The organism is Micromonospora echinofusca (assembly GCF_900091445.1).
Classification (GTDB): Bacteria; Actinomycetota; Actinomycetes; order Mycobacteriales; family Micromonosporaceae; genus Micromonospora; species Micromonospora echinofusca.
The window spans coordinates 5037475-5063914 of sequence record NZ_LT607733.1; the positions used below are offsets into that span (position 1 = coordinate 5037475).

Below are 26440 nucleotides of genomic sequence, written 5' to 3' on the forward strand. Positions count from 1 at the left end.
GCGCCTCCGGCTCAACCGGTGCCGAGTTCGTCGTCGATGAACCGCAACAGGTCGTCGGCCGATGCGGTCTTCAGCGCCAGGCCGACGTCCAGTCCGTCGGGTTCGGTGTCCACGTCGGACCTGCCACGCCAATTCGACATCACCGCGTGCAACCGATCGGTAATCCGTGCCTTGACCGCGTCCGCCAGGCCCGCCGCTCCGGCCTGGGCGAACGACCGCTCCAGCCGGTCCAGCTCGGCCAGCAGCCCCGCCGCCGGGTCCGCCTCGGCCGGGGCCAGCCCGGCCAGCAGGTGGTCGGTGAGCGCCCCGGCGGTCGGGTGGTCGAAGACCATCGTGGCGGAGAGCTTCAGGCCGGTGGCCGCCTTCAGCCGGTTGCGGAACTCGACCGCCGTCAGGGAGTCGAAGCCCAGCTCGGTGAAGGGCCGGTCGGGGTCGACGGCGCTCGCGCTGGCGTGCCCGAGCACGGCGGCGGCCTGCGCCTTGACGAATTCCAGCGCGGTGTGCCGCCGCTGCGGGCCGCTCTGGCTCGCGAGGTGGTCCCGCAGGGCGCCGGGCGACTGCGCCGCCTGCTCCACCGCCCGCCGGGACGTGCCCCGGACCAGGCCGCGCAGCAGCGGGGGCAGCATGCCGACCCGGCCCAGCTCGCGCAGGGCCGCCGGGTCCACCGGCATCGGCACCAGCAGCGCCTCGTCGATCAGCTCCGCCGCGTCGTAGAGCGCCATGCCCTGCGCCACGGACAGTTCCAGCAGCCCGACGCGGGCCATCCGGGCCCGGTCGGTGGCGTCCAGGTGCGCGGTCATCCCGCTCGCCTCGCCCCACAGTCCCCAGGCGAGCGAGCGGGCGGGCAGCCCGGCCGCGCGCCGGTGGGCCACGAGCGCGTCGAGGAAGGTGTTCGCCGCCGCGTAGTTGCCCTGCCCGGGGCCGCCCATCGTGCCGGCCGCCGCGGAGAACACCACGAACTCGGCCAGCTCGGCGTCGAGCGTCAGCTCGTGCAGGTTGACCGCCGCGTCGACCTTCGGCCGCAGCACCGCGTCGACCTGCTCCGGGGTGAGCGCGGTGACCAGGCCGTCGTCGAGGACGCCCGCCGTGTGCACCACGGCGGTCAGCGGGTGCGCGGCGGGGACGCGGGCCAGGGTCTCGGCCAGCGCGTCGCGGTCCGCCGCGTCGCAGGCGGCGACCGTGACCTGCGCCCCGTACCCGGTCAGCTCGGCCACCAGGTCGGCGGCGCCGGCGGCGTCCGGGCCCCGGCGGCTGGTGAGCAGGAGGTGCCGCACCCCGCGCCGGGTCACCAGGTGCCGCGCCAGCAGCCCGCCGAGGGTGCCGGTGCCGCCCGTGACGAGCACCGTGCCGTCGGGGTCGCGCCGGGGCGGCGTGGTGAGCACGAGCTTGCCGACGTGCCGGGCCTTGGACATGGTCCGGAACGCCTCCGGGGCGCGGCGCACGTCGTACGTGCGCACCGGCAGCGGGGTGAGGCGGTCCTCCACGAAGAGCGCGAGCACGTCCCGCAGGATCGCGCCGACCCGCTCCGGGTCGATGGCGAGCAGGTCGAACGCCTGGTACTCGACCCCCGGGTGGTCCTCGGCGACCCGCCCCGGGTCGCGTACGTCGGTCTTGCCCATCTCGATGAACCGGCCGCCGCGGCCCAGCAGCCGCAGCGAGGCGTCGACGAACTCCTTGGCCAGCGAGTCGATCACCACGTCGATGCCGGCCCCGCCGAACCGCTGCTCGAACTCCAGGGTGCGGGAGTTGCCGATGTGCGAGTCCGGCAGCCCCATCGCGCGCAGCGCGTCCCACTTGCCGGTGCTCGCCGTGCCGTACACCTCGGCGCCGAGGTGCCGGGCGAGCCGGACCGCGGCCATGCCGACGCCGCCGGACGCGGCGTGCACCAGGACCCGCTCCCCCGGCTTCACCTGGGCCAGGTCGACCAGCGCGTAGTAGGCGGTGCAGAAGGCGATCGGGGTCGACGCCGCCTGGGCGAACGACCACCCCGCCGGTACCGGCACGACCATCCGCGCGTCGGTGACGACGTCGGTGCCGAAGGCGCCGTAGAACAGGCCCATGACGCGGTCGCCGACCGCGACGCCGCTCACGTCGGGTGCGGCCTCGACGACCACGCCCGCGCCCTCGCCACCCATCACCCCGCCGCCGGGGTACATGTCGAGGGCGATCAGCACGTCGCGGAAGTTCAGGCCGGCGGCGCGCATCGCGATGCGCACCTGCCCCGGCGCCAGGGCGGGGGCCTGTTCCGCCTCGGGCAGCAGGGCGAGGTTGTCCAGCGTGCCCCGCTCGGTGACGTCCAGCCGCCAGCGATCGGCCGTGGGCGCCGTCAGCGCGGGGCTGCTGGCCGCCCGGGCGAGCCGGGGCGCCAGGGCGACGCCGTCGCGGATCGCGAGCTGCGGCTCGTCGGCCGCGAGCACCGCCGCGAGCGCCCGGTGCGGTTCGCGGTCGTCGACGTCGAGCAGGACGAAGCGGTCCGGGTTCTCGCTCTGCGCCGAGCGGAGCAGACCCCACACCGGCGAGCCGGCCAGGTCCGCCGCCGCCTCGTGCACGCTCACCGCGTCCCGGGTGACGACGACCAGCCGGGCGTCGGCGAACCGCTCCTCCGCCAGCCACTCCCGCAGCACCGCGAGGGTGTCGTGCACGGCCCGGTGCGCCGCCCCGGCGAGGTCGCCGGCGGCGTCGGCCGCGCAGGCCAGCACGACCAGGGCGGGCATCGGCGCGCCGTCGGCCACGCCGGCCCGCAGCGTCGCCAGATCCGGGTACGCGTCGGCGACGAGGCCGGCGTCCTGGGGCAGGGTGCAGCCGCCGAGAGCCGCCCAGCGGGCGTCCGGCGGGGTCGCCGGGGTGGCGGCCGGGGTCCACTCCAGGCGGAACAGGGCGTCGTGGTGCGTACTCGGCTGCGCGGGGGCGGCGGCCTCCCGCAGCACCAGCGACTCCACCTCGGCGACCACGGTGTTGGTCTGGTCGGCGACGGTCACCTCGACCGTGTTCCGGCCGCGCGGACGCAACCGGACGCGCAGCTCCGTCGCCCCGACGGCGTGTACGGACACACCGCTCCACTCGAACGGCAGCAACGCCTCGGTGCTCGAGGTGGCGAGCGCGATCGGGTGCAGCGCGGCGTCGAGCAGCGCCGGGTGCAGGCCGTAGCCGGCCGCCGCGCGGGCGGCCTCCGCCGGCAGGGCGACCTCGGCGAGGATCTCCTCGCCCCGGCGCCACACCCGGCGCACCCCCTGGAACGTCGGGCCGTACGCGAGACCGGCCGAGGCCAGGGTGGCGTACAGCTCGTCGGCCTCGACGGGCTCGGCCTCCGGGGGTGGCCACGTGGCGTCGAAGTCGCCCGCCGGCCCGCCGGGGGCGAGGAGGCCGACGCCGTGGCGCACCCACGGCGTCGCGTCGGTGGCGACCCCGTCCGGACGGGAGTGGATGGTGACCTGCCGCTGCCCGTTGTCGTCGGGCGCGTCGACGCGCATCTGCACCTGGACGCCGCCCCTGTCGGGCAGCACCAGGGGCGCGGTCAGCGTCAGCTCCTCGACGCGGCCGCAGTCCACCTCGTCGCCGGCCCGGACGGCGAGGTCGACGAACGCGGTCCCGGGGACGATCACCTGACCGCCCACCCGGTGGTCGGCCAGCCACGGGTGCGCGGCCACCGACAGCCGGCCGGTGAACAGCAGGCCGTCGGTGTCGGCCAGGGCCACCGCCGCGCCGAGCAGCGGGTGCTCGGTGGCGCCGAGTCCCAGCCCGGCCGCGTCGGCGGCGACCGTCGCGGCTGCCGGCCAGAAGCGCTCGTGCTGGAACGGGTAGCCGGGCAGCCGGACCCGACGCGCCCCATCGTCGTCCCAGCGGACGCGTACGCCGTGCGCGTGCGCCTCGCCCAGGGAGAGCAGGAAGCGCGCCATGCCCCCCTCGTCGCGGCGCAGCGAGCCGACCACCGTGGCGGGGGCCTCCGCGTCGTCGACGACGTCCTGCACGCCGATGGTCAGCACCGGGTGCGGGCTGACCTCCACGACCGTGGTGACGCCCGCGTCGAGCAGGGCGCGGATGGCCGGCTCGAACCAGACCGTCTGGCGCAGGTTGCGGTACCAGTACTCGGCGTCCATCGGCTCGTCGTCGAGCCAGCGGTCGTCCACCGTCGAGTAGAGCGGCACCTCGGGCCGGCGGGGCTCCAGCCCGGCCAGCACGTCGAGCAGCTCGTCGCGGATCTCCGCCACGTACGCCGAGTGCGACGCGTAGTCGACGTGGATGCGCTTGGCGCGCACGCCGTCGCGCTCGCACTCGGCCAGCAGTTCGTCGAGGCCGTCCAGCTCGCCGGCCACGACCGTCGTCCGGGGCCCGTTGACGGTCGCCACGGTCACCCGGCCGGCGAAGCGCTCCAGCCGGTCGCGCACCTCGGCCGCCGGCAGCGGCACGGACACCATGCCGCCCTTGCCGGACAGGCGCAGCAGGGCCCGGCTGCGCAGGGCCACGACCCTGGCCGCGTCCGAGACGGAGAGGGCGCCCGCCACGCAGGCCGCGGCGATCTCCCCCTGCGAGTGCCCCGCCACGGCGGCGGGCTCGACGCCGTGGTGGCGCCACAGCTCGGCCAGCGACACCATCACGGCGAACAGGACGGGCTGCACGACGTCCACCCGGTCCAGGTCCCTGCCCTCGCGCAGGACGGCCTCCAGGGACCAGTCCACGTGCGGCGCCAGGGCGTCGGCGCACTCGGCCATCCGCGCGGCGAACACCGGCGAGGCGTCGAGCAGTTCCACGGCCATGCCGATCCACTGCGAGCCCTGCCCCGGGAAGGAGAAGGCCACCTTGCCCGGCGTGCCGGCGGCCCCGGTGACGAGGTTGGGCGCGGGCTCCCCCGCCGCGAGCGCGGCGAGGCCGGCGCGCAGCTCGTCGGCCCCGCCGACCACCACCGCGCGACGCGGGTGCGCGCTGCGCCGGGCCAGCGAGTACGCCAGGTCGCGCGGCGGCACGTCGGCCAGCAGCGGCGCGATCCCGGCGGCCTGCTCGCGCAGCGCGCCGTCCGAGCGGGCGGAGAGCACCAGCGCGACGGGCCCGTCGTCGGGCGTCCGTTCGGTCTCGGGCGCCTCCGGGGCCTCCTCCACGAGGACGTGGGCGTTGGTGCCGCTGAACCCGAAGGACGAGACGCCGGCGCGGCGCGGGTGCCCGTTGCGTCCCCACGGCTGTGCCTCGGCCAGCAGCCGGACGCCGCCCGCCCAGTCGACGTGGGCCGTCGGCTCGGCCACGTGCAGGGTGCGGGGCAGTTCGCCGTGCCGCAGCGCGAGCACCATCTTGATCACTCCGGCGACGCCGGCGGCGGCCTGGGTGTGCCCGATGTTCGACTTCACCGAGCCGAGCCAGAGCGGCCGGTCGCCGGCACGGTCCCGGCCGTAGGTGGCGAACAGCGCGTCGACCTCGATCGGGTCGCCCAGCGTCGTGCCGGTGCCGTGCGCCTCGACCACGTCCACGTCGGCCGTGGAGAGCCCGGCGTCGGCCAGCGCCTGCCGGATGACCCGCTGCTGCGACGGCCCGTTGGGGGCGGTCAACCCGTTGGACGCGCCGTCCTGGTTGACCGCGCTCCCGCGCACCACGGCCAGCACCTCGTGGCCGGCGGCGAGCGCGTCGGAGAGCCGTTCGAGCACGAGCACGCCGATGCCCTCGCCCCAGTTGGTGCCGTCCGCGCCGGCCGCGAACGCCTTGCAGCGCCCGTCCGGGGCGAGCCCGCGCATGCGGCTGAACTCCAGGAACGCGCCCGGCGTCGCCATGGCGGTCACGCCGCCCGCCACCGCCATCGCGCACTCGCCCGAGCGCAGCGCCTGCACCGCCAGGTGCATGGCGACCAGCGACGAGGAGCAGGCGGTGTCCACCGTCACCGCCGGGCCCTCCAGCCCCAGCACGTAGGAGAGCCGGCCGGAGAGGATGCTCGCGGCGTTGCCGGTGGCCATGAAGCCCTCGGCGCTCGTCCCCGCGCCGCCGGTGATCCGGGCGTAGTCGACGTTGTTGGCGCCGACGTACACCCCGGTGGCGCTGCCCCGCAGCGCGGTGGGGTCGATGCCGGCGTCCTCGAAGGCCGCCCAGGACGCCTCCAGCACCAGCCGCTGCTGCGGGTCCATGGCCTCCGCCTCGCGAGGGCTGATGCCGAAGAACGCCGCGTCGAAGCCCGGCAGGTCGGCGAGGAAGCCGCCCTCGCGGACGTAGCTGGTCCCGGAGTGCTCCGGGTCGGGGTGGAACAGGCTGTCGAGGTCCCAGCCGCGGTCGGTGGGGAACGGGCCGATGCCGTCGCGGCCCTCGCGCAGCATCGCCCACAGCTCCTCGGGGGAGCCGACGCCGCCGGGGAACCGGCAGCTCATGCCGACGATGGCGATCGGCTCGTCGGCGGCGACGGCGCCGACGAGCACCTCGGTGCGGCCGGTCTCCAGCAGGTGCTCGGCCAGCGCGACCGGGGTCGGGTAGTCGAACGCGACGGCCGCGGAGAGCCGTACGCCGGTGGCCTCCACCATCCGGTTGCGGAACTCGACGGCGGTGACCGAGTCGAAGCCCAGCTCCTTGAACGCCGACGTCGGCTCGACCGCCTCCGGGCCCGCGTAGCCGAGCGTGAGCGCCACCTGCGTACGCACCAGCCCGACGGCGTGCTCCAGGCGATCCGCCTCCGGCAGGGCGGCGAGCCGGCGGGCGAAGTCCGAGGAGGTGGACGTCGCGGTCGGCTCCGCGTCGGCGACCGCCTCACCGATGGCGTCGAACAGCCGGCTCGGCCGCAGCGCGGTGAACGACGGCGCGAAGGCCGACCAGTCCACGTCGGCGAGCACGACGTTCGTGTCCCCGGTCCCCAGGGCGGTACGCATGGCCGCGACGGCGCGCTGCGGCGCCATCGGCGCCAGGCCCCGCTTGCGCAGCGAGGCCGAGATCTCGTCGTCCACCAGGGTGCTCCCGGCCCACGGGCCCCAGGCGAGGGCGGTGGCCGGCTGTCCCCGGCCGCGCCGCGCCTCGGCGAGGGCGCACAGGTGCGCGTTGCCGGCGGCGTAGGCGGCCTGGCCGCCGCTGCCCCAGACGCCGGCCACGGAGGAGAAGAGCACGAACTCGTCGAGGTCGCGATCCGCGAAGATCGCGTCGAGGTTGGTGGCGCCGGCGACCTTGGCGGAGACGACGTCGGTGTACTCGGCGTGGTCCATGTCCGTGATGGCGGTCAGCTGCGCCAGCCCCGCCACGTGCACCACGGCGCGTACGTCGGGGTAGCCGTCGACGACCGCCGCCAGGGCGGCCCGGTCGGCCACGTCGCAGGCGACGACGTCGACCTGTGCGCCCAGTTCGCGCAGCTCGTCGAGGGCCTCGGCGGGGGCGGTGCCGCGCCGGCTCAGCAGCACGACCCGCTCGGCGCCGTGGCGCGCGTACAGCCGGGCGGCCTCGATGCCGAGGGTGCCGGTGCCGCCGGTGACCAGCACGGTGCCGGACGCGCCGCGCCAGCGCGGGGTGCCGGTCACCGGCGCGCGGTGCAGCCGGCGGACGAACACCCCGTCCGGGCGCACCGCGACCTGGTCCTCCCCGCTGCCGGCGAGGACGCCGGCCAGCGCGGCGGCGGTGCGCCCGTCCAGCTCGGCGGGCAGGTCGACCAGGCCGCCCCAGGTGTCGGGCAGCTCCAGCGCGGCGACCCGGCCGAGGCCCCACACCTGCGACTGCGCCACCCCGGTCACCGGGTCGGCCGGCGAGGTGGCGACGGCGCCACGGGTGACGCACCACAGCCGGACGCCCCGCCCGGCGAGGACGCGGATCAGGTCGAGGGTGGCGGCCGCGCCCGCCGGGACGCCGGGGCGGCCGGGCAGGAACGTCTCGTCGAGCGCGAGCAGGGAGACCACGCCGGCCGGCTCGCCGTCGAGGTGGCCCGGCAGGCCGTCGGGGTCGGTGGTGACGACGGTCGCGCCGTGCGCGGCGAGCGCGTCGGCGACGGCGGCGCCCGCGTCCCCGGTCGCCGCCGGGTCGCCGGCCACCAGCAGCCAGGTCCCGCTCAGCGCCGCCGGGGTGCCGCCGGGGAGGCGCTCCCAGCGCGCCTGGTAGCGCCAGCCGTCCAGCGCGGAGCGCTCCTGCCGCCCCCGGCGCCACGCCGACAGCGCGGGCAGCACCGACGCCAGGGGCGCCTGCGGGTCCACGTCGAGCGTGGTGACCACCGTGTCGAGGTCGCCGCTGTCCACGGCCGCCCACAGGCCGTCGTCGTCGCCGGAACCACCGGCGGCGGCCGGCTCGACGCTGTCCTGCCAGAACCGCTCGTGCTGGAAGGGGTACGTCGGCAGGTCGACCAGGGACGGTCCGGACCGGTGGTAGAACGCCTCCGGGTCCACGGTGACGCCCCGGGTCTCCAGCCGGGCCAGCGCCTCGATCAGGGCCCGCGGCTCGTCGCGGTCGCGGCGCAGCACCGGCGTGGCCAGCACGTCGCCATCGAGGCAGTCCGCCGCCATGGTGGCGAGCACCGAGTCCGGGCCCAGCTCCAGGAACGTGGTGGTGCCGGTCGCGGCGACGGCGCGTACCGCGTCGGCGAAGCGTACGGTCGCGCGGACCTGCCCGACCCAGTACTCCGGCGTCGCCAGCTCGTCGCCCACGGGCGCGCCAGTGACCGTCGAGACCAGCGGGATGGTCGGCGGCGCGTACGACACCGTCTCGGCCACCGCCCGCAACTGCGCGAGCATCGGGTCCATCAGCGGCGAGTGGAAGGCGTGCGACACGGTCAACCGTCGGGTCCGGCGGTCGGTGAACCGGGCGGCCACCGCCGCCACGGCCTCCTCGGTGCCGGAGACGACCACCGAGTCCGGGCCGTTGACGGCGGCGAGGTCGACGTCGGAGCCGAGCAGCGGCGCGACCTCGGCCTCCGTGGCCTGGACGGCGAGCATCGCGCCGCCGGTCGGCAGCGCCTGCATCAGCCGGCCCCGGGCCGCGACCAGGCGGGCCGCGTCGGCGAGCGGGAACACGCCCGCGACGTACGCGGCGGCCAGCTCGCCGATCGAGTGCCCGGCCAGGACCGACGGGGTGACGCCCCAGGACCGGACGAGCCGGTACAGGGCCACCTCGACGGCGAACAGGGCGGGCTGCGTCCAGCCGGTCTCGTGCAGTTCCTCGGTGTCCAGGACCTCGCGCAGCGGTCGGTCCAGGTGCGGGTCCAGCGCCGCGCACACCCCGTCGAACGCCACCGCGAACTCCGGGTACGTCGCGTACAGCCCACGGCCCATGCCGAGGCGCTGCGCGCCCTGCCCGGAGAAGAGCATCGCGACCCGGCCGTCCGCCGCCCGGCCGCGTACCAGGTTGGCGGCCTGCTCGTCGCGGCCCAGCGCGGCCAGGCCGGCGGCCAGTTCCTCGTTGGAGGTGCCGAACACGGCGGCCCGGTGCGGGAAGCGGGACCGGGTGGTGGCCAGGGCGTAGCCCAGCTCGGCGGGCTCGACCCGCGACACCACGGCGGACAGTCGTCGCGCCTGGTCGCGCAGCCCGTCGGCGTCGCGGGCGGTGACCAGCAACGAGGTCACCGGCGCGGAGGCCGGTGCGGGCGCCTCGGCGTGCGGCGCCTGCTCCACGATCACGTGGGCGTTCGTGCCGCTGAACCCGAACGAGGAGACCGCCGCGCGGCGCGGCTGCCCCGTCTCGGGCCACGCGACGGCCGTGGTCAGCAGCCGCACGTTGCCGGCCGTCCAGTCCACCTGGTCCGACGGCTGGTCGGCGTGCAGCGTCGCGGGCAGGACGCCGCGCCGCATCGCCTCCACCATCTTGATGACCCCGGCCACCCCGGCGGCGGCCTGGGTGTGCCCGATGTTCGACTTCACCGAGCCGAGCCACAGCGGGTCCGCACGGTCCTGGCCGTACGTGGCCAGCAGCGCCTGCGCCTCGATCGGGTCGCCCAGGGTCGTGCCGGTGCCGTGGCCCTCGACCACGTCGACCTGGCGCGTCGACAGGCCCGCGTCGACCAGCGCCGCCTCGATGACGCGCTGCTGCGACGGCCCGTTGGGCGCGGTGAGCCCGTTCGACGCGCCGTCCTGGTTGACCGCGGAGCCCCGGACGACCGCCAGGACGCGGTGGCCGCGCTCGATCGCGTCCGACAGCCGCTCCACCAGCAGCACGCCGGCGCCCTCGGCGAAGCCGGTGCCGTCGGCGTCCGCCGAGTACGACCGGCACCGCCCGTCCGGCGACAGGCCGCGCTGGCGGGAGAACTCGACGAACGTCAGCGGCGTCGCCATCACCGAGACGCCGCCGACGAGCGCGAGCGTGCAGTCGCCCCGGCGCAGGGCCTGGATCGCCAGGTGCAGCGCCACCAGCGACGACGAACAGGCGGTGTCGACGGTGACCGCCGGTCCCTCCAACCCCAGCGTGTAGGCGACCCGACCGGAGACCACGCTGCCCGAGCTGTTGCTGCCCGCGTAGTCGTGGTACATCAGGCCGGTGAAGACGCCGGTGGGGCTGCCGGCGAGCGAGCCGGGTTCGATGCCGGCGCGCTCCAGCGTCTCCCACGCGACCTCCAGCAGCAGCCGCTGCTGCGGGTCCAGCCCGACCGCCTCGCGGGGGCTGATGCCGAAGAACGTCGGGTCGAAGTCCGCAGCGTCGTACAGGAAACCACCGCGCGAGGTGTAGGAGGTGCCCTCCCGGCGGGACTCCGGGTCGTACAGGGACTCCAGGTCCCAGCCGCGGTCGGTCGGGAACGCGCCGGTGGCGTCGGTGCCCGACTCCACCAGCCGCCACAGGTCCTCGGGGCTGGTCACGCCGCCCGGGTAGCGGCAGGCCATGCCGACGATCGCGACCGGCTCGTGCGCGGACGCCTCCACCTCGTGCAGGCGCTGCCGGGTCTTCTGCAGGTCGACCGTTACCCGCTTGAGGTAGTCCCGGAGCTTGTCCTCGTTGGCCACTACAGTCGCCCTCCTCGCACTGTCATGAGATGCCGAGTTCGCTGTCGATGAGAGCGAAGACCTCGTCGTCGGTCGCGGAATCGATGTCGTTGCCGGTGGGGGCGGGCTCGCCGCCCAGCTTCGAGAGCACGTCGCGCAGCCGCAGCGACAGCCGCGTACGGGACTGCTCGTCGACGTCCGACAGGACCGCCTCGAGGCGGTCGAGTTCGGCGAACGCGGCCAGCACCGCGTTGGTGTCGGCCGCCTCGCCGGCGAGTTCGGCGCGCAGGTGCGCGGCGAGCGCGTTCGACGTCGGGTGGTCGAACACCAGCGTCGCGGACAGCCGCAGCCCGGTGGCGGCGTTGACCCGGTTGCGCAGCTCGACCGCGGTCAGCGAGTCGAAGCCGAGCTCGTTGAACGGCCGGTCGGCCGCGACGGCGCCCGGGTCGGGGTACGCCAGCACGCCCGCCACGTGGGTACGCACCAGGTCGAGCAGGATGGCCTCGGCCTCCTCGACGTCCCGGCCCGCCAGCCGCTGCCGCAGCGCGTCGACCGCACCCGCGTCGGCGTCGGCCGCCCGCCTGGCGGGCACCCGGACCAGGCCGCGCAGCAGCGGCGGCACCATGCCCGCGACCGCGCGCTCGCGCAGGGCCCGGTGGTCGAGCCGGATGGGCGCCACCATGCCCCGGTGCGACAGCGCCGCGTCGAACAGGGCCAGCGCCTCCTCGGCGGAGAGCGCGCCGATGCCCGAGCGCGACATGCGCCGCAGGTCGGCCTCGGTGAGCTGCTCCGCCATGCCCGCCTGCTCCCAGCGGCCCCAGGCCAGCGACACGGCCGGCTGGCCGTTCGCCCGCCGGTGCTGGGCAAGCGCGTCCAGGTAGGCGTTGCCGGCCGCGTAGTTGCCCTGGCCGGGCCCGCCGAGCACCCCGGAGGCCGAGGAGAACAGGACGAACGCGGTCAGGTCCCCGGTCAGCTCGTGCAGGTTCGTGGCGGCGTCGACCTTGGGTCGCAGCACCCGGTCGACACGCTCCGGGGTGAGCGAGGAGATGACGCCGTCGTCCACCACACCCGCCGTGTGCACCACCGCGCGTACCGGGTGTGCGGCGAGCAGCGCGGCGAGCGCTTCGGAGTCGGCGACGTCGCACGCCGCGACGGTGACCTCCGCCCCGAGGGCGAGAAGTTCGTCGCGCAGCTCGCCCGCGCCCTCGGCGGCGGGGCCGCTGCGGCTGACCAGCACCAGCTCGCGTACCCCGTGGCGGTCGACCAGGTGCCGGGCGACGAGCCGGCCGAGCACGCCGGTGGCGCCCGTGACCAGGACGGGCCCCGCCAGCCCGGCGGCGGGGGCGGGCGTGACGGCCGTCCGCGCGAGGCGGGGCACGAGGACGTCGGCGCCCCGGACGGCCAGTTGCGGCTCGTCGCAGCCGAGCGCTGCCGGCAGCCCCGGGCAGTCCTCGGCGTCGACGTCGACCAGCACGAACCGGTCGCCGTGTTCGGACTGGGCGGAGCGGATCAGGCCCCAGGCCGCGGCCCCCGCGAGATCGGTGACGTCGGCGTCGGGGCGGGTGGCCACCGCGCCGCTGGTCAGGACGGCGAGGCGGGAGGTGGCGAAGCGCTCGTCGGCGAGCCACCGCTGCGCGAGGGCGAGGATCTGGTGGGTTGCCGTGTGCGCGCGTACGTCCTGCGCCACGCCCCGGTCGGGGGCGCATCGCGCCACCACCACCTCGGGCACCGCGGCGCCGGCGTCGACGGCCCCGGCGAGGGCCGCCAGGTCCGGGTACGCGGTGGCGTCGACGCCGCCGATGCCGTCTCCGAGCACCGCGACGGTGAGCGGTCGGGGCGCGGCGGTCAGCGGCGTCCACTCCAGGTGCAGCAGCGACTCGTGGCGGTCGCGGCGCAGGGCGGAGAGCTGTTCCGGCGACACCGGGCGCACCGCCAGCGCCTCGACGGAGGCGACCGGGGCGCCGGCCGCGTCGGCCAGGGTGACCGTCGCCGTGCCGTCGCCCGACACGATCCGGGCCCGCAGGCGGGTGGCGCCCGTGGCGTGCAGGGTGACGCCGCGCCACGAGAACGGCAGCACGGGTTCGCCGTCGCCGGTCGACGCCGCCGCGTGCAGGGCGGCGTCCAGCAGCGCCGGGTGCAGGCCGAAGCGGGCGGCGTCGTCGTGCGCCTGCTCGGGCAGGGCGATCTCGGCGAACACCTCGTCCCCGCGCCGCCACGCCGCGGTCAGGCCCTGGAAGACCGGGCCGTAGCGCAGGCCGCGCGCGAACAGGTCGTCGTAGGTCGTGGAGACGTCGACCGGGTCGGCGTCCGGCGGCCAGGCCCGCAGGTCGGCGCCGAGGGTTTCCGCCGGGGTCAGCCGGCCCGCCGCGTGGGTCGTCCAGCCGTCCTCGTCCTCGACCCGCGAGTGGACGCCCACGTCCCGGCCACCGTCTGGCGCCGCCTCGCCCACCGACACGCGCACCTGCACGCCGCCGGCGTCCGGCAGCACCAGCGGCGCCTCCAGCGTCAGGTCCTCGACGCGCGGGCAGCCGAGCTCGCGGCCGGTGTGCGCCGCCAGCTCGACCAGCGCCGTGCCGGGCAGCAGCACCAGGTCCGCGACCGCGTGGTCGGCCAGCCACGGGTGGGTGGCCAGCGCGAGCCGGCCGGTGAACACGGCGCCGCCGTCCGGCAGCTCGACCGCCGCGCCCAGCAGCGGGTGGTTCGTCCGCGTCTGACCGAGCCCGCTCGCGTCGCCGGTGCCGGCGCCCGCCCGGGGCCAGTACGGCTGGTGCCGGAACGCGGAGGTGGGCAGCTCCACGGTCCGCCCCGGCACCACCGTGGACCAGTCGATGGTCGCGCCGCGCGCCGCGAGCCGGGCGAACGCGGTCGCCACGGTCTCCGGCTCGGCGTGGCCCTTGCGGCACACCGGGATCCACTCGCCCTCGGCCACGTTGCGCCCGAGCGCGGTGAGCACCGCGTCGGGGCCGAGTTCCAGGAAGGTGGTGGCCCCGGACGCGGCCAGCGTGGCGACCGCGTCGGCGTAGCGGACGGGCTCGCGCACCTGCCGCACCCAGTAGTCGGCGTCGAGAGTGGTGACGTCGCCCGTCACCGTCGAGACCAGCTCGATGGCCGGCTCCCGGCACTCCACCTGAGCCACGACCGCGCGGTACTCGTCGAGCATCGGATCCATCAACGGCGAGTGGAACGCGTGCGACACCGTCAGCCGCTGCGCCTTGCGGCCCCGCCCGGTCAGCTTCTCGGCCACGGCGAGGGTGGCGGCCTCCTCGCCGGAGAGCACCACCGACTCCGGTCCGTTGACGGCGGCGATGGCCACGCCGCCGGAGAGCAGCGGCACGACGTCGTCCTCGGTGGCCCGTACGGCCACCATCGCGCCGCCGGCCGGCAGCGCCTGCATCAGCCGGCCCCGCGCCGCGACCACCTTCGCGGCGTCGGCGAGCGACCAGACCCCGGCGACGTGCGCCGCCGTCAGCTCACCGATCGAGTGCCCCGCCACGAGGTCCGGCCGCACACCCCACGACTCGAACAGCCGGAACAGCGCCACCTCGACCGCGAACAACGCCGGCTGGGTCCACGCGGTCTGGTGTACCTCCTCGGCGCCGAGCACCTCCCGCAGCGGCCGCTCCAGGTGCCGGTCCAGCTCACCGCACACCTCGTCGAAGGCCCGCGCGAACGCCGGGAAGTCCATCAGCTGCGCCGCCATACCGACCCGCTGCGCCCCCTGGCCGGTGAAGACCATCGCGAGCTTCCCGCCGTCGACCGTGCCGGTGAGCACCTGGTCACCGAGCAGCACCGCGCGGTGCGGGAACCCGGCCCGCCCGGTGGCGAGCGTGTACGCGACGTCGACCGGGCGCAGCGTCGGATCGGCGGCGACGTGGGCACGCAGCCGCGGAATCTGCTCGCGCAGCCCCTCCTCGGTCCGGGCGGAGAGCAGCCACGGCGTGAACGGGACGTCCGGCTCTTCGACCGGCGCCGCCGGCTCGACCTGTTCCAGCACGACGTGCGCGTTGGTGCCGCTGATGCCGAAGGACGACACGGCGGCGCGCACCGGGCGGTCGGTGGCGGCGAGCGGCACCGGCGTCGCGGCGACGCGTACCGCGCCTGAGGTCCAGTCGACGTGCGGCGTGGGCTCGTCCACGTGCAGGGTCGGCGGCAGCAGGCCGTGCCGCAGCGCCAGCACCATCTTCATGATGCCGGCCACCCCGGCGGCGGCCTGGGTGTGCCCGAGGTTCGACTTGACCGAACCGAGCAGCACCGGTGCCGCGCGCTCCTGGCCGTACGTGGCGAGGACGGCCTGCGCCTCGATCGGGTCGCCCAGGGTCGTGCCCGTGCCGTGCGCCTCGACGACGTCGACCTCGGACGGGGACAGCCGGGCGTCCGCCAGGGCGGCCCGGATCACCCGCTGCTGGGCCGGCCCGTTCGGCGCGGTGAGCCCGTTGGAGGCGCCGTCGGAGTTCACCGCCGAGCCCCGCAGCACGGCGAGCACCGGGTGCCCGTGGCGGCGGGCGTCGGAGAGCCGCTCCACCACCAGCACGCCGACGCCCTCCGAGAGCGAGGTGCCGTCGGCGGCGCCCGCGAACGACTTGCACCGTCCGTCGGGGGCGAGGTTGCGTTGCCGGGAGAACTCCAGGAACGTGCCGGGCGTCGACATCACCGACACGCCGCCGGCCAGCGCGAGGGAGCACTCCCCGTTACGCAGCGCGGAGATGGCGAGGTGCAGGGCGACCAGCGACGACGAGCAGGCGGTGTCGACGGTCATCGTCGGGCCCTCCAGCCCGAGCGTGTACGAGATCCGGCCGGAGATCACCCCGCCGGAGTTGCCGGTGGACAGGAACCCGTCGACGGACTCGGCGGAGCTGCTCAGCACGCTGCCGTAGTCGTTGTACATCACGCCCGCGTACACGCCGGTGCGGCTGCCGCGCAGCGTGGTCGGGTCGATGCCGGCCCGCTCCAGCGCCTCCCACGAGGTCTCCAGCAGCAGTCGCTGCTGCGGGTCCATCGCCAGCGCCTCGCGGGGGGAGATGCCGAAGAAGCCGGGGTCGAACTGGGCGGCGTCGTAGAGGAAACCGCCCTGGTCGACGTAGCTGGTGCCGGGGTGGTCCGGGTCGGGGTCGAACAGCGCGTCGAGGTGCCATCCCCGGTCGGTGGGGAACGGCCCGATCGCATCCGCGCCGCCGGACAGCAGCCGCCACAGGTCCTCCGGCGTACGCACGCCGCCCGGGAACCGGCACGCCATCCCCACGATCACGACCGGCTCCTGGTCGTGCCGCGCCAGCGCGACGTCCGTCGTCGCGGTGCGCCCGCCGCCCAACTGCTCCACGAGGTGCCCGGCCAGCACCTCCGGCGTCGGGTAGTCGAACACCAGCGTCGCGGGCAGCCGCAGCCCGGTCGTCGCGTTGAGCTGGTTGCGCAGGTCGAGCGCGGTGAGCGAGTCGAAGCCGAGCTCCTTGAAGGCGCGCCCCGCCGGTAGCCGGTCCGCGCGGGCGTAGCCGAGGACGGAGGCGACCCGGGTGAGCACCACCTCCAGCACGACCTCGTGCCAGCGCTCGGCGGGCACCTCGGCCAGCCGCTGCGCCAGCGACGAGCCGCCCACCGCCCGGCGGGCCGGGGCGCGGACGAGGCCGCGCAGCAGCGCCGGCGGTTCGCGGTCGCCGCGGCCGAGCACGGCCAGGTCCATCGGCACCGGTGCCAGCAGTGCCTCGGTCGAGCGGACCGCGGCGTCGAAGAGCGCCAGACCGTCCTTGCTGGACAGCTCGGCCATGCCGCTGCGGGCCATCCGGCCGAGCTGCGCGCCGTCCACATCGGCGGTCATCTCGCTGCGCTCGGCCCAGAGCCCCCAGGCGAGCGAGTGGGCGGGCCGTCCCGCCGCCCGCCGCTGCGCGGCGAGCGCGTCGAGCAGCGCGTTCGCCGCCGCGTAGGCGCCCTGGCCGGGGCTGCCGAAGATGCCGGCGGCCGAGGAGAAGAGCACGAAGGCGCTCAGCTCACCGGCCAGCTCGTGCAGGTGCCAGGCCGCGTCGACCTTGGGGCGCAGCGCGGTGGCCAGCCGCTCGGGGGTGAGCGTGGGGATGGTGGCGTCGGCCATCACGCCCGCGGTGTGCACGACGCCGGTGACGGGGTACGCCGCGAGCAGCGCGGCGACCTGGTCCCGCTCCGCCACGTCGCACGCCGCCACGGTCACGGTCGCGCCCAGCTCGGTGAGTTCGTCGCGCAGCTCGGCCGCGCCCTCGGCGGCCAGGCCACGGCGGCTGGTCAGCACGAGTTCGCGTACCCCGTGCTCGGTGACCAGGTGGCGGGCGACCAGCGCGCCGAGGGTGCCGGTGCCGCCGGTGACGAGCACCCTGCCGTCCGGGCCGAACACGGTGGGCCCGGCGACGTCGGAGTCGGGGACCCGGGCCAGGCGCGGCGCGCTCACCACGCCGTCGCGGATGACGAGCACCGGCTCGCCGGTCGCCAGCGCCGCGGCCACCAGGGCGTCGGCGGTGTGGTCGGCCTCCAGCAGGACGATCCGCTCCGGGTTCTCGGCCTGCGCGGAGCGGGCCAGTCCGTGCACCGCCGCGCCGGCCAGGTCGTCCGGGCGGGTCACCACGACGAGCCTGGTGTCGGCCAGGTCCGGTGCGGCGAGCCACTGCTGGATCGTGGTCAGCGCGTACGCCGTGAGGTCGGCGACCGCGGCGACGCCGGGCGCGTCGGCGAAGCACGGCAGGAACAGCGTGTCGGCGGACGCGTCGGCCAACGCCACCGGCGGCGCGTCGAAGACCGGCGCGGCGCCCAGCGTCTGCCAGGCGCCCCGGTCGCCCCGACCGACGGTCAGGGGCGCGTGCTCCAGCCGGAACAGCGACTCGACGAAGCCGCTGCGGCCGCGCAGCGCCTGCGGGGCCACCGGGCGTACGGTGAGCGCCGCCACCGTGGCGACCGGGGCGCCCGCGTGGTCGGCGACGAGCAGGGCGGCGCTGTCCGCTCCCTTCCGGGTGAACCGGACGCGCAGGTTCGTCGCGCCCGCCCCGTGCAGCGTCACGCCGCTGAAGAGGAAGGGCAGCTGCGCCGTGCCGTCGGCGACGTCGCCGGCGAGGGCGTGCAGGGCCGCGTCGAACAGCGCGGGGTGCAGGCCGAAACCGTCCACGTCGGTGCCCTGGGGCAGCGCCACCTCGGCGAATGTCTCGTCGCCCCGGCGCCACGCGGCCCGCAGGCCCTGGAACACCGGCCCGTAGCGCAGGCCGAGCCCGGCGAGCCGGTCGTAGAGGTCGCCGAGGTCGACGGCCTGCGCGTCGGCGGGCGGCCACTCGGCGAGGCGCTCCCCCTCCGTCGTGGCGGGGGCGAGGACGCCGGTGGCGTGCCGGGTCCACATGCCGACCGTCGCCTCGGCGTCGGTCTGGCCGTAGACGCCCAGCGCGCGGCGGCCGTGCTCGTCGGGTGCCTCGACGGTGAGCCGCAGGGCCACCCCGCCCTGGGGCGGGAGGACCAGCGGGGTGGTCAGGGTGAGTTCCTCGACGGCCGGGCAGTCGACCTCGTCACCGGCGCGCACGGCGAGTTCGACCAGCGCCGTGCCGGGCAGCAGGACCGTGTCCAGGACGGCGTGGTCGGCCAGCCAGGGGTGCGTCTCCAGGCTGATCCGGCCGGCGAGCACGACCAGGTCCCGCTCCGGGACGGTCAGCGCGGCGCCGAGCAGCGGGTGGCCGACGACGTCGATGCCGAGCCCGCGCGCGTCCACGGCGGACGCCGCCTCCAGCTGCCAGTACCGCTGGTGCTGGAACGGGTACGTCGGCAGCGGGGCCGGCACCCCGTTGGTGTGCCGGGACCAGTCGACGGCGACACCGCGCACGTACGCCTCGGCGAGGGAGAGCAGGAACCGCGACAGGCCGCCCTCGTCGCGGCGCAGCGACGCGACGAGCGCGGCGGGGGCGTCGGCGCGGTCCAGGATCTCGCGTACCCCCATGCCCAGCACCGGGTGGGGGCTGATCTCGACGAGGACGTCGTGCCCGTCGGCGAGCAGGCGGTCGATCGCCTCCTCGAACCGGACCGTGCCGCGCAGGTTCGCGTACCAGTAGTCGGCGTCGAGGGTGGCGGTGTCGGCGACCGCGCCGGTGAGGGTGGAGTACAGCGGCACGTCGGCGCTTCGCGGCCGGACGTCGGCGAGGACGCTCAGCAGTTCGTCCCGGATGGCCTCGACCTGCGCGGAGTGCGAGGCGTAGTCCACCGGGATCATCCGCATCCGCACGCCGTCGGCCTCGCACGCCGCCAGCAGTTCCCGCAGGGCGTCGGGCTCGCCGGAGACGACGGTGGCGGCGGGCCCGTTGACGGCGGCGACCGAGATTCGCTCGCCCCACCGGGCCAGGCGCGCCTCCACGTCCGCGCGCGGCGCCGCCACGGAGGCCATCCCGCCGCGTCCGGCCAGGCCGGCGGCGATCGCCCGGCTGCGCAACGCGACGACGCGGGCACCGTCGTCGAGGGTGAGCGCGCCGGCGACGACGGCGGCCGCGATCTCGCCCTGCGAGTGCCCCACCACGGCGGCGGGCTCGACGCCGTACGACCGCCACAGCGCCGCCAGCGACACCATCACGGCGAACAGCACGGGTTGCACCACGTCCACCCGGTCGAGCGAGGGCGCGCCGGGCACGCCCCGCACGACGTCGAGCAGCGACCAGTCGGTGAACCCGTCCACCGCCTTGGCGCACTCGTCCATCCGGGCGGCGAACACCTCGTGGGTGTCCATCAGCTCCACGGCCATGCCCGCCCACTGCGAGCCCTGGCCGGGGAACATGAAGGCGACCCGCGGCTCGGTCTTCAGGGCGGTGCCGGCGGCCACGGCGGGCGCGGGTTCGTCCGCCGCGACGGCGGCCAGGCCGGCCCGCAGCTCGGCGGGGTTCGTGCCGACCACGACCGCCCGGTGCTCGAAGCGGGTGCGGGCCGCCAGGGCGGCGGCGACGTCGGCCGGGGCGGCGGGGTGCCGGTCGAGGTGGGCCGCCAGCCGGGCCGCCTGGTCGCGCCGGGCGTCTGCGGTACGACCGGACAGCACCCAGGGCACCGGTCCGGTCGCTTCGACGGCCGGCGCCGCCTCCTGCGCGGGCGGTTCCTCGAGGATCACGTGGGCGTTGGTTCCGCTCACTCCGAACGACGAGACGGCGGCGCGGGACGACTCCGCGCCGCGCGGCCAGGCGACGGCCTCGGTCAGCAGCGAGACCGCGCCCTCCGTCCAGTCGACCTGGTCGCTCGGTGCGTCGACGTGCAGCGTCTTCGGCAGCAGCCGGTGCCGCATGGCGAGCACCATCTTGATGATCCCGCCGACGCCGGCGGCGGCCTGGGTGTGGCCGATGTTGGACTTGACGGAGCCGAGCCACAGCGGCCGATCCCGGTCCTGGCCGTAGGTGGCGAGGATGGCCTGGGCCTCGATGGGGTCGCCCAGGGTGGTGCCGGTGCCGTGCGCCTCGACCACGTCGACCTGGTTGGCCGACAGCCGCGCGTTGGCCAGCGCCGACCGGATGACCCGCTGCTGCGCGGGCCCGCTCGGAGCGGTCAGGCCGTTGGAGGCGCCGTCCTGGTTGACCGCCGTGCCGCGCACGACGGCGAGCACCCGGTGCCCGTTGCGCCGGGCGTCGGACAGCCGCTCCACGACCAGCATGCCGGCGCCCTCGGCGAAGCCGGTGCCGTCGGCGGCGGCGGCGAAGGACTTGCACCGGCCGTCGGGCGCCAGCCCGCGCTGCTTGGAGAACTCGACGTAGGTCAGCGGGGTCGCCATCACGGTGACCCCGCCGGCCAGCGCCAGCGAGCACTCGCCGTTGCGCAGCGCCTGCACGGCCAGGTGCAGGGCGACCAGCGACGACGAGCACGCCGTGTCGACGGTGACGGCGGGCCCCTCCAGGCCGAAGGTGTACGCCACCCGGCCCGAGACGACCGCGCCGGCGGCCTTGTTGTCGGCGTAGTCGTGGTACATCATGCCGGCGAAGACCCCGGCGTCGCTGCCGCGCAGGCCGGTCGGGTCGATGCCGGCGTTCTCGAACGCCTCCCAGGAGACCTCCAGCAGCAGCCGCTGCTGCGGGTCCATCGCCAGCGCCTCGCGGGGGCTGATGCCGAAGAACTCCGGGTCGAACTGGCCCGCGTCGTGCAGGAAGCCCCCCTCGCGGGTGTACGAGCGGCCCGGCGTACCGGGCGTGGGGTCGTACAGCTCGGCGACGTTCCAGCCGCGGTCGGTGGGGAACCCGGTGATCCCGTCGCCGCCGGCGGCCACCAGGTCCCACAGGTCGTCCGGGGTCCGGACCCCGCCGGGGTAGCGGCAGGCCATGCCCACGATGGCGATGGGTTCGCGCAGCACCGAGTCGAGCTTGCGGTTCTGCTCCCGCAGCCACTCGTTCTCCTTCAGCGAGGCCCGCAGCGCGGTGACGAGCTTCTCCTCCGAGTGCGCCATGTGGTCAGCTCCCCGCTTCCGTCGTCGCGTCACCGAGGTCGGCGAGCGCCATGCTGATCAGTGCGTCGGCGTCCATGTCGTCGATGGACCCGGTCGGTGCGGCGTCGGGCTCGCCGGTGGCGACCCGTACGCCGCCCAGTTCGAGCAGGCTGTCCATCAGGCCGGCGTCGCGCAGCCGGCTGATCGGGATGGCGAGCAGGATGCGGCGGACCTCGTCCTCCGGCAGCCCGCCGTCAGTGCCGGTGTCCGGCACGAGCCGCTCGTGCAGCAGGTCGGCTACCGCGCGGGTGTTCGGGCGGTCGAAGGTGAGCGTGGCGGGCAGCCGCAGGCCGGTCGCGGCGTTGAGCTGGTTGCGCAGTTCCAGCGCGGCGAGGGAGTCGAAGCCCAGTTCGGTGAAGGCGCGGGCGGGATCGACGGCGTCGGGGTCCCGGTGCCCGAGCACCCCCGCGACCTTCGTTCGGACCAGGTCCAGCAGCAGGTCCGCGCGCTCCGGGGCGGGCAGGCCGAGCAGCCGGGTGGCGAGGCCGTTGCCGGCGGACGCCGCCCGCCGCGTCCTGGCCCGGACCAGGCCGCGGTAGATGGGGCCGTCGACCACGCCGAGGTCGAGCCCGACGGGTACGAGCACCGGCGCGGCGCAGGTGCTCGCGGCGTCGAAGAGGCGCAGGCCCTCGTCCACCGACAGCGCCCGTACGCCCGCCTGGGCCAGCCGCTGCCGTTCCGCGGCGCCCAGCTCTCCCGCCATGCCCCCGTCCCACATGCCCCACGCCAGGGACTGCCCGGGCAGGCCGGCCGCCCGGCGGCGCACCGCCAGCGCGTCCAGGAAGGCGTTGGCCGCGGAGTACGCCGACTGGCCGGCGTTGCCGAACACGCCCGCCGCCGACGAGAACGTCACGAACGCCGACAGGCCCGCCGTGGCCGTCGCCTCGTGCAGGTGCCAGGCCGCGTCGACCTTCGGCGCGAGCACCCGGTCCAGCCGCTGGGTCGTCAACGACGTCAGCAGACCGTCGTCCACCACACCGGCGACGTGCACCACCGCCGACAGACCCGCGCCGGCGACCAGCGCCGTCACCGCGTCCCGGTCGGCCACGTCGCACGCCGCCCACCGCACGGCGGCGCCCGACGCCGTCAGCTCCGCCGCCAGCTCCGCCGCGCCCGGCGCCGCCGCGCCCCGGCGCGACACCAGCAGCAGGTCACGCACCCCGTGGGCCGCGACGAGGTGCCGGGCCAGGACCGCACCCAGCGCGCCGGACGCGCCCGACACCAGCACGGTGCCGGAGCCGAAGTCCGCCGGCACCGGGTCGGCGGTGGCCGCCCGGGCCAGTCGGGCGGCGTGCGTGACGCCGTCGCGGACCACGAGCTGCGGTTCGTCGTCGGCCAGCACGACGTCGCCGTCAACGAGGACGACGCGGTCGGGGTGCTCGGCCTGGACCGAGCGGACGAAGCCCCACACGGCGGCGCCGACGAGGTCCGTGACGTCCTCGCCGGGCAGGGCGACCGCACCCCGGGTACGCACGACGAGCCGGGAGCCGGCGGGGTCGGCCAGGAACGACCTGATCTCGTCGAGTACGCGGTGCAGGGCGGTGCGTACGGCGGCCGGGGTGTCCGTCGCGGTGGGACCGGGCGGGAACGTGGTGGTGTCGAGCACCGTCACGTCCCCGGCCGGCCCGCCGGTGGCCGGCACCGGCACCCAGGTCAGCTCGTACAGCGAGTCGTGGTGGGTCGGCCGCACGTCGAGCCCGGCGACCGGCCGGGTCTCCAGCCTGCCCACGGACACCACGGGCGCGCCCGTGGCGTCGGTCGCGGTGAGCGCCCAGCCGGAGTCGACGGGGACGATCCGGACCCGCAGGGCGGTGGCGTTCGTGGCGTGCAGCACCACCTGCTGCCACGAGAACGGGAGCAGGGTGTCGCCGGTGCCGTCCGGGTCGGCCAGCAGCGGGGCGTGCAGCGCCGCGTCCAGCAGGGCGGGGTGCAGCGCGAACCGCTCCTCGGCCTCGGAAAGGGTGACCTCGGCGAACAGTTCGTCGCCGCGTCGCCACACGGCCGTGACGCCCCGGAACACGCGCCCGTACCCGTAGCCCCGGTCCGCGAGCCGGTCGTACGCGTCGGTCAGGTCGACGGGCCGGGCGTCGACGGGTGGCCACTCGGCCACGGTGTCCGGCGTGGCGACCGCGTCGGCGGTGACGAGCCCGGTGGCGTGCGGCGTCCAGCTCTCGGTGCGCTCGCCGCGGGAGTGGATCTCGACCTTGCGGCGCCCCTCCTCGTCCGGCTCGCCGACCCGCAGCCGCAGTTGCACCGCGCCGTCCTCGGGCAGGACCAGCGGGGCGACCATGGTCAGCTCGTCCACCACCGGGCAGCCGACCGCGTCGGCGGCGTGTACGGCGAGTTCGACGAGCGCCGCTCCGGGAACGAGCACCCGGCCCGCGACGACGTGGTCCGCGAGCCACGGGTGCGTGCCGGTGGACAGCCGGCCGGTGTAGACGACGCCGTCGAAGTCGGGCAGCGCGACGGCCGCTCCGAGCAGGGGATGGTCGGTGTCGGCGAGGCCGAGCCGGCTGGCCGCCCCCGTCGCGGTCGCGTTCTCCGCCCAGTACCGCTGGCGCTGGAAGGGGTAGGTGGGCAGGTCGGTGGTGTGGGCACCGGCGAACCAGGTGGGCCAGTCGACGGGGAAGCCGAGGTTGTGCAGGTCGGCGACGGCCCTGGTGAGGGTCGCGGTCTCGGGCTGGTTGCGGTGGGTGGTGGCGATGGTGGTGGTGTCGCCGGTGGCGGCGGCGGTGGCGAGGACGGTGTCGGGGCCGACTTCGAGGTAGGTGTCGACGTGGTGGTCGGTGGTGAGAGCTTCGACGGTTTCGTGGAAGCGGACGGTGTGGCGTAGTTGGGTGACCCAGTAGTCGGGGGTGGAGCGCAGTGGTCGGCCGTCGACGGTGGAGATGACGGGGATGGTGGGTTCGTGGTGGGTGATGGATTCGGCGACGGCGCGGTAGTCGTCGAGGACGGGGTCCATCAGGTGGGAGTGGAAGGCGTGGGAGACGGTGAGGCGTTTCGTCCGGTGGCCCTGGGCGGCGAGTGCTTCGGCGGCGGTGAGGGTGGCGGTTTCGTCGCCGGAGAGGACGAGGTCGGTGCCGGTGTTGACGGCGGCGATGCCGACGGTGTCGGTGAGGTGGGGGGTGACCTGTTCCTCGGTGGCTTGCACGGCGATCATGGCGCCGCCGGTGGGTAGGGCTTGCATGAGGCGGGCGCGGGCGGTGACGAGCTTCGCGGCGTCGGTGAGATCGAAGATGCCGGCGAGGTGGGCGGCGGTGAGTTCGCCGATGGAGTGTCCGGCGAGGGCGTGGGGGTGGATGCCCCAGGATTCGAGGAGTCGGTGCAGGGCGACCTCGAAGGCGAACAGGGCGGGTTGGGTGTAGCCGGTCTGGTGCAGCTCGTCGGTGTCGATGACCTTGCGCAGTGGTTGGTCGAGGTGCGCGTCGAGGGCGGTGCAGACCTCGTCGAACGCGGCGGCGAAGACGGGGTACGCGGCGGCGAGTTCGGCGCCCATGCCGAGTCGTTGTGCGCCCTGCCCGGTGAACAGGAACGCCAACCTGCCGGGGGCCGCCACGGTCGGCTGCACGCCCGCCCGCAGGGCGCGGACCAGCTCCTCGGTGTCGCGGCCCACCACGGCGGCACGGTGCTCGAACGCGGTCCGCCCGACCGCGAGCGTGAAGCCGACGGCCAGCGTGAACCCGACGTCGTCGGGGTCCCGGCCGGCCACCGCGTCGGCCAGGCGCGTGGCCTGGGCCCGTACGGCCTCCGGCGTCCGTCCGGAGAGGACCCACGGGATCGCCGGCGGTCGGACGGCGTACGCCGGCTCGGGCGAGCCGTCCGGCTCGGGCTCCTCGATCACCACGTGCGCGTTGGTGCCGCTGATACCGAACGACGACACGGCGGCCCGACGCGGCCGGTCGCCGGCGGGCCACGCCACCGGCTCGGTCAGCAGCGACACCGCCCCCGCCGACCAGTTCACCCGCGGCGACGGCTCGTCCACGTGCAGCGTGCGCGGCAGCAACCCGTTCCGCAGCGCGCCCACCATCTTGATCACGCCGGCGACGCCCGCCGCGGCCTGGGTGTGGCCGATGTTCGACTTGACGGAGCCGAGCCACAACGGCCGTTCCCGGCCCTGCCCGTACGTGGCCAGGACCGCCTGGGCCTCGATCGGGTCGCCCAGCGTCGTGCCCGTGCCGTGCGCCTCGACCACGTCGACCTGGCTCGCCGACAGCCGCGCGTTGGCCAGCGCGGCCCGGATCACCCGCTGCTGCGACGGCCCGTTAGGCGCGGTCAGCCCGTTCGACGCGCCGTCCTGATTGACCGCCGTGCCCCGCACCACCGCCAGCACCCGGCGGCCGTTGCGCAGCGCGTCCGACAGCCGCTCCACCACCAGCATGCCGACGCCCTCGGACCAGCCGGTGCCGTCGGCGGCGGCGGCGAAGGACTTGCACCGGCCGTCCGGCGACAGACCACGCTGCCGGGAGAACTCCACGAACGTCTCGGGGGTCGCCATGACCGTCACGCCGCCGGCCAGCGCCAGCGAGCACTCGCCGCCGCGCAGCGCCTGGGCGGCGAGGTGCAGGGCGACCAGCGACGACGAGCAGGCCGTGTCGAGCGTGACCGCCGGGCCCTCCAGGCCCAGGGCGTACGCGACCCGGCCCGAGGCGATCGCGCCGGTGGAGCTGTTGCCCGCGTAGTCGTGGTACATCATCCCGGCGAACACGCCGGTGTCGCTGCCGCGCAGGGACGCCGGATCGAGGCCCGTCCGTTCCAGCGCCTCCCACGACGTCTCCAGCAGCAGCCGCTGCTGGGGGTCCATGGTCAGCGCCTCACGCGGGCTGATCTCGAAGAACTCCGCGTCGAACTCCGCCGCGTCGTACAGGAAGCCGCCCTCGCGGGTGTACGACTTGCCCGGCGCGCCCGGCGTCGGGTCGTACAGGTCCGCCACGTTCCAGCCCCGGTCGGTGGGGAAGCCGCCGACCCCGTCCCGTCCGGCGGCGACCAGCTCCCACAGGTCCTCCGGCGTGCGCACGCCGCCGGGGAACCGGCACGCCATGCCGACGATGGCGATGGGCTCGTGCGCCGCCTCCTCCGCGTCGCGCAGCTTCCGCCGCGTCTCGCGCAGCTCCGCTGTCGTCCGCTTGAGGTAGTCGAGCAGCTTTTCCTCGTTGTCGGGCATCGACGT

General features: G+C 75.9%; 1 protein-coding gene and 2 pseudogenes. All 3 read right to left on the reverse strand.

From position 1 onward, the window contains the following. Positions 1-11: 11 nt before the first annotated feature. Positions 12-10859, reverse strand: a complete 10848-nt coding sequence (locus GA0070610_RS21390) for a type I polyketide synthase (protein ID WP_089001696.1) — start codon at positions 10857-10859, stop codon at positions 12-14. Positions 10860-10881: 22 nt separating this feature from the next. Next, positions 10882-21219: pseudogene (locus GA0070610_RS21395) on the reverse strand (SDR family NAD(P)-dependent oxidoreductase); the annotation flags it as partial. A 19-nt stretch (positions 21220-21238) separates the two neighbouring features. Then, positions 21239-26425, reverse strand: a pseudogene (locus tag GA0070610_RS31725) (SDR family NAD(P)-dependent oxidoreductase); the annotation flags it as partial. Positions 26426-26440 lie beyond the last annotated feature (15 nt).